Annotated in this window: 6 protein-coding genes; all 6 read left to right on the top strand. The window is 56.6% G+C overall.

Going from position 1 to position 5,942, the window contains the following annotated elements; all coding sequences use genetic code 11:
* Positions 1-212: 212 nt before the first annotated feature.
* Complete coding sequence (locus tag SMC5_RS09475; protein WP_119120523.1) at positions 213-1,550, top strand: HD-GYP domain-containing protein; 1,338 nt, start codon at positions 213-215, stop codon at positions 1,548-1,550.
* Position 1,551: 1 nt separating this feature from the next.
* A complete protein-coding gene (locus tag SMC5_RS09470; RefSeq protein WP_119120522.1) occupies positions 1,552-2,040 on the top strand; it encodes a DUF5317 family protein in 489 nt (162 codons plus the stop codon).
* Between the two features lie 215 nt (positions 2,041-2,255).
* Positions 2,256-2,852: a DUF5317 family protein gene (locus tag SMC5_RS09465; RefSeq protein WP_119120521.1), complete on the top strand. Its 597-nt coding sequence runs from the start codon at positions 2,256-2,258 to the stop codon at positions 2,850-2,852.
* A 95-nt stretch (positions 2,853-2,947) separates the two neighbouring features.
* Positions 2,948-4,054: a Nif3-like dinuclear metal center hexameric protein gene (locus SMC5_RS09460; protein ID WP_119120520.1), complete on the top strand. Its 1,107-nt coding sequence runs from the start codon at positions 2,948-2,950 to the stop codon at positions 4,052-4,054.
* Between the two features lie 234 nt (positions 4,055-4,288).
* Positions 4,289-5,446, top strand: coding sequence for an alanine racemase (gene alr, locus SMC5_RS09455; protein WP_119120519.1), 1,158 nt, complete (start codon positions 4,289-4,291; stop codon positions 5,444-5,446).
* On the top strand, positions 5,443-5,942 hold a 500-nt coding region (locus SMC5_RS09450; protein ID WP_133299205.1), incomplete at its 3' end, for a serine hydrolase. The genes alr and SMC5_RS09450, both read left to right, overlap by 4 nt.

Raw genomic sequence — 5,942 nt, 5'->3', positions numbered from 1 at the left:
GAGGAGGTATCTGCTATGAAGTGGGGAAGCAAAGTCACCGCCAGTGCCGTTTCGATTGCCACCATCATCCTGTCCATCCTTGCCATTATGAAGTGGCATTAGCCACCAACCTGACAGCATCGATCCCTGTAGCGTTGTTGACAAACATGAGTCTGGAAGCACAATTAGTGGCACCGATCGATGCTTGACGTCGCGTCGGTGGAGGTCTGCTATTGAGTGATCGTGTCTCTTCTCGCGTAATTGTCTACATATGTGCGGTTGCATTGGTAGGCGTAGCCGTGGTTGTGTTCAGCCCGAGGCTCTTGGGGGGCACACCCGGGTTCTCCTGGTTTTGGGTCTGCCTCTACCTTGCAGTCGGAATCCTCGTGGACACGTTTCCTATCGTGTTCTACGCTTATGGTGTGTCGAAGGTGGAGATCGTGGTTTCAGAGGCTGTCATCTTTGCTGTGGCTTGTCTGTTTCCACCCCAAGTTGCTGCAGGCATTGCCGTCATTCAGACACTGGTGAGCGATCGCCTGACACACAAAGAAGCGATCAAGAGCATTTTCAACATGGCCTTATATGCCATAGCAGTTGGTGGAGCAAGTCTCGCGTATCATCGTTTTGTGGACGTCTCGCTGGACTTCCTGGCCATGGAGAACGTGCGGGCACTTGTACTCTCAGCCGTGTGGTTTCTTGGAAGTGAGTACCTGCTTCTTGCCGGCTTGTTTTCGCTGCTATCTCGCGGCAGCTTCGTCCGCACACTGGGTTCGCTCGTGAGGACGACATGGCTTACCAACCTGACGTTGCTTCTTCTCGGGATAGTCATCATGGTTCTGTACTGGCAGAACCCATGGACCGTCCTGTTTCTGGTTCCTGTCTTCGTAGTGTTGTACTATGCTCTCAAGAGAGAGCAGACGTTGCGGAGTCAGACACAGACAATTCTTGAGAAGCTGGTCGATGTCCTTGAGAGCAAGAGTCCCGAAACCGCACAGCATTCAAAGCGCGTGCGGGCCTGGGTCGACGATATGTGCGATGAACTTGGCATGGAGAGTTCGGAAGCCGATATGGTTCTGCAGGCTGCCGTGTTGCACGATTTGGGGAAGGTCGGACTGGACGACAACTTGCTGCGCAAGCCCGGTCTCAGTGCAGAGGAGTTTCATCAGATCATGGGGCACTCCGCGGTGTCTGCCAGCCTGCTGGAAGGCCTGACGCTGTTTCAGGGCGGACGGGATATCGTCCTGCACCACCATGAGCGATATGATGGCAATGGTTACCCGGACCATCTCGCGGGCGAGAACATTCCTTTTGGTGCGCGCATCATTGCTGTCGCAGATTCGTTCGACGCTATGGTTAGTGTGCGGCCCTACCGGGCCAAGAGCCTCACGGTCACTGAAGCTCTAAAGATCTTGGACCAGGAGCGCGGGGCACAGTTCGATCCAGAGCTCGTGGTCACATTCACGAAGCTTGTTCGGGCGCACCTTGCGACAGGAGACATGACCAATTTTCCCTCCACTGTGCAGATCGACTCGACAGACGGAGTCGACATCGCAGCGGGCGTCCAAGTTTAGCATGTTTGTTCTGGCTGTCTTGTGCGTTGCTCTGATTTCCAGTCTGCTCGCCGGTGGACGGCTACGCTACGTCAAAAACTTCCGCCTGAAGGCTCTGTCTCTCGGGGTGGGGGCGTTCGCGGTTCAGCTGCTCATTTTCACATCCCGCGGGGAATCGCTTCTTGGCGCACTGCTTCCATGGGTCTATGTCCTGAGCCTCCTTATGCTCTTGGCATTTCTGCTGCTGAACTGGGGGGTTTTCGGCGTCCCGATCCTCCTGATCGGACTGATGCTTAACATGCTTGTCATCAGTGCAAATGCTGGACGGATGCCTGCTTCCGTGGGGGCACTTACTGGAGCGGGCGGCGTCGAGGAGGCGGATCAGCTGCGCCTGCATGGAGCAGCTGCCAACTGCGACCTGAGGAGCGATTTCACAAGGCTGAACATGCTAGGGGACAACATCGTGATTCGGCTGGGTCAGTCGGCTCAGCATGCAGCGTCGGTGATCTGATTGCTCTTGCTGGTGAAGCCGTGGTCGTGTTCGACGTGTTGAGAGTGAAACCGGCAGGTCGTCAGTCGGAAGAAAGGGTGTGACTGGCCTGCTTTCATCAGAGCGACGGAGACTGTTCGGAGTCTCTACCATATCGAAGAGAACTGGGGTGCGAAAATGATGACTGAAAATGCGTTTCTTGTGAGTGATGTTGTTTTAGCAGGGGAAGGCTGACAGTGTTTGTTCTTGTCGTTCTCGCGTGTGCCCTCTGCCTGAGTCTGGCTACTGGCGGACGGCTGCGCTACATCGAAAACTTCCACCTGAAGGCTCTGTTTCTCGGCGTGGGGGCGTTCGTGGTTCAGCTGCTTATTTTTACGTCCCGCGGGGAATCGCTGCTTGGCGCGCTGCTTCCAGGGATTTATGTCCTGAGCCTCCTTATGCTCCTGGCATTTCTGCTGCTGAACCGCAGGGTTTTCGGTGTTCCGATCCTCCTGGTCGGACTAATGCTCAACGTCATTGTCATCGGCGTCAATCACGGGCGTATGCCGGCTGATTCCCAGGCACTTATTGCTACTGGGCAGAGCTCTCACGCAGAGCAGCTGGTCAGGGACGGCACAGCAGCCAATGTTGTCCTCATGAGTGATCAGACGCACCTCAATTTCCTGGGAGACTATATCGTCCTGCCGTTTCTTGGCGACATGGGTTCGGCCTATAGCGTTGGCGATCTCGTGGCTCTTGTCGGGGAAGTCGCTCTGGTGTACGGGATGGTACGAGCGGGAGGAACGGCGCACGCTGGTTCAACCGAGGACAAGCTTCCTGGAACCAGGAGCTAGCCCCGAGCCTTCCTCCCTGGTTAGTTGCCTGTCGGTTCGGTCGTTCGTGGCGTATACTCTTGTTGAAAGCAACGTGCTGGCACAGGAGGTGCGCAATGCGCATCCAGGAATTGTACGATCTCATCGATATTGTGGCCCCGTTTCGACTGCAGGAGGAGTATGACAATGCCGGACTGATCGTCGGTTCAATGGACGATGAAGTTCGCGGTGTTCTCCTTTGTCTGGATGTCACGCACGAGACGGTCGAGGAAGCGCACCGGGTGGGCGCCAATCTCATTCTTTCCCATCATCCCCCCATCTTCAGGGCGATCAAGAAGCTGGACCCGATCCAGCACTCGGCACTGTTGGCAGCCGTTCGTATGGACATGGCTCTGCTGGCAGTACACACGAACTTCGACGCTGTGTCGGATGGTCTCAACGCATTTGTGGCGCGTCGGATGGGCCTCACTGATCTGGATATCCTTGAGGTTCACGAGTCGGACCGGTTGTACAAAATTGTCACGTTCGTTCCCCCTGAGTTTAGGGAACAGGTCCTCGAAGCGATGTTTGCCGCCGGGGCAGGGCATACCGGCTCCTACTCGCACACGTCGTACCGGGCTGTCGGGACGGGTGGGTTCGTGCCTGATCCTGGGACGCATCCCTTTGTGGGTGAGGAGAATGCCATGACCAGCGTGGTAGAGGACCGCGTCGAGACCATCGTGTCCGGCCGGGACCTGGTATCTGTCCTGAAGGCCCTGCGCGGGGTTCATCCCTACGAGGAGCCGGCAGTCGACGTTTTCGAGGAGCATCTTCCTGGGAGCCCAGTTGCCGGGTTCGGGCACATAGGGAGGCTGCCTCATGTCATGGGTCCGGAAGAGTTCGTCGCATTCATTAAGTCATTCTTTGCTGTGTCGGTGTTGCCGGTGGCGGGAACTCTGCCGGAGGCCATCGAATGCGTGGCCTTCTGCTCCGGATCGGGATCGTCGCTTCTCCCGGCTGCAAACAGAGCTGGAGCCCAGGTACTGATCACGGGAGATATCACTTATCACAGGGCGCTCGACGTGTCTCAGGCCGGTGGCTGTGTAGTTATTGTCGACCATTACAGCTCTGAGCGTTTCTTCGCAGCTGCGATGGAAGAAGCGTTGCGGAGCACGGCAGGAGACAGGGAGTTGCCACCACTGCACCAGTCGACTGCGGACTATCAGCCTGTCAGATTCTGGTAGGAGGGGCAACAAAGAAAACAACCCGAAGCGCGATTGCGGTCCGGGTTGTTTTCGAAGGAGGGCATGTAACCGATAACGAAGTTACCGATTACACTGCTACTATACGGAATACCTGATTCTTGTCAATGGCAACGTTTGCATACTTGGTGATGGACATGGACAGCGTGGCTGTAGACTGCGTATCAGTGAGTATTCCTGTGTTGAACGCCTTCTGAATCGTGCTATGGTTTTGTCATGAAGAGAGAGGACAGTGTTTCGATCGAGCAGCTCGGACGTCCCACGTGGCTGGAGATCGATCTGGCTTGCGTACGGGGCAACTATCATGTCATCCGTGGGATGGTGCCGGCGAAGACCCATATCCTGTGTGTCGTCAAGGACGATGCCTATGGGCATGGCGCGGTGGATGTGACGCGAGTCCTCCAGGAAGAGGGTGCCAACTGGTTTGCGCTTGCTACGCTGGAAGAGGCTCTTGAGCTTCGACGGGCCGGCATCAAAGGTCACATGCTCGTGTTTGGCTCTGTCCCCGCATCGGGAGTCCAGGAGGCAATCGCTCAAAATATTACGCTCAGCATCCCCAACGACGACGTCGTACGCGAACTCGTCGGAGCAGCTGCCGGAAAGCAGCTGACCGTCCATCTCGAGGTGGATACGGGCATGGGAAGAGGTGGCGTTCTCGCGGAAGGGGCGCTGGACGTGCTGCACAAGTTGAACGGGATGAAAGGTCTTGAGGTAGAGGGGATATATTCGCACTTTTCCTGTGCGGACTCGGACGAATCCTACTCCTCCATGCAACTGCGCAGGTTCGAGAAAGTCCTTCATCAGTCGACCGTAGAGGGGATACGCCCTCCTATTGCCCATTTCTGTAACTCGGCTGGTATCCTGACCATGAAGACTGCGACGTTCGAAGGAGTCCGTCCGGGGTTACTGCTCTATGGTTGTTCGCCCATCGAGGGCGTGCCGATTGCGGGATTGCGGCCGGCAATGTCGATGAAGTCGCGACTGATTGCGTTCAAACAGGTTCCCGCCGGCTACGGAATCAGCTATGGGCGCAGCTATTTGACCTACAAACCGACGACGGTAGGAATCCTTCCGGTCGGCTACAGGGATGGGTATTCCCGCATGTTGTCCAACAAGGCCTCGGTGCTCATCCGTGGCAAGCGGGCGCCGGTCATAGGGCGGGTGACCATGGATCAGATCATGATCGACCTGTCGGACGTCCAGGGTGTGACGGTGGGCGACGAAGCTGTGCTCATGGGTGAAGCCGGAAATCAGCGCATTACTGCCGGCGACCTGGGTTCACTCGCCCAGACGATCAGCTACGAGGTCCTCTCTACGGTCGGGAAGCTGGTTCACCGCGTGTACCGCGACTGCTCGAAGCCTGAGACTGAATGAAGCAGGACGTCCGGTACTTTCCCGTCCAGAAAGCGCTTCAAGGAGTTCTTGCGACGGTCACATTTCCATGCGCCGTGCACGCCGAGCTCTTGAGCGCAGAAGACCGCTGTCTTATCTTCTCTCAAAATAGTAATCTCCCGTTCGGAGCAGCGTCGATCATCAAGCTTCCGGTCCTGGTTTGCGTTGCACAACTGGTGGAACTGGGTGACCTGGCGTGGGACCGGCCGATTCGTCTGACAGTCGCTGCCCCTCATGGAACCGGCCTTCTCGAGCATCTGGACACGTCTCGCCCGTGGTCAGTCCAGGACCTATGTGTGATGATGATGGGTGTGTCCGACAACATGGCCTGCAACCAGCTTATCGAGGAGATCGGCATAGAGCGTCTGAACGATGTCCTGCACGACCTTGGGTATGAGACGACCAGAATCTGGCGTCGGATGATGGACCATCAGACGCTCGCTCGTGGAATCGACAATAGCGTGACCGCTGCCGATAT

The sequence above is a fragment of the Candidatus Cryosericum odellii genome (assembly GCF_003570935.1).
In the GTDB taxonomy this organism is placed as follows: domain Bacteria; phylum Caldisericota; class Caldisericia; order Cryosericales; family Cryosericaceae; genus Cryosericum; species Cryosericum odellii.
Note: the sequence above shows the minus strand (reverse complement) of the source record. Positions and strands in the feature narration are given on the sequence as shown.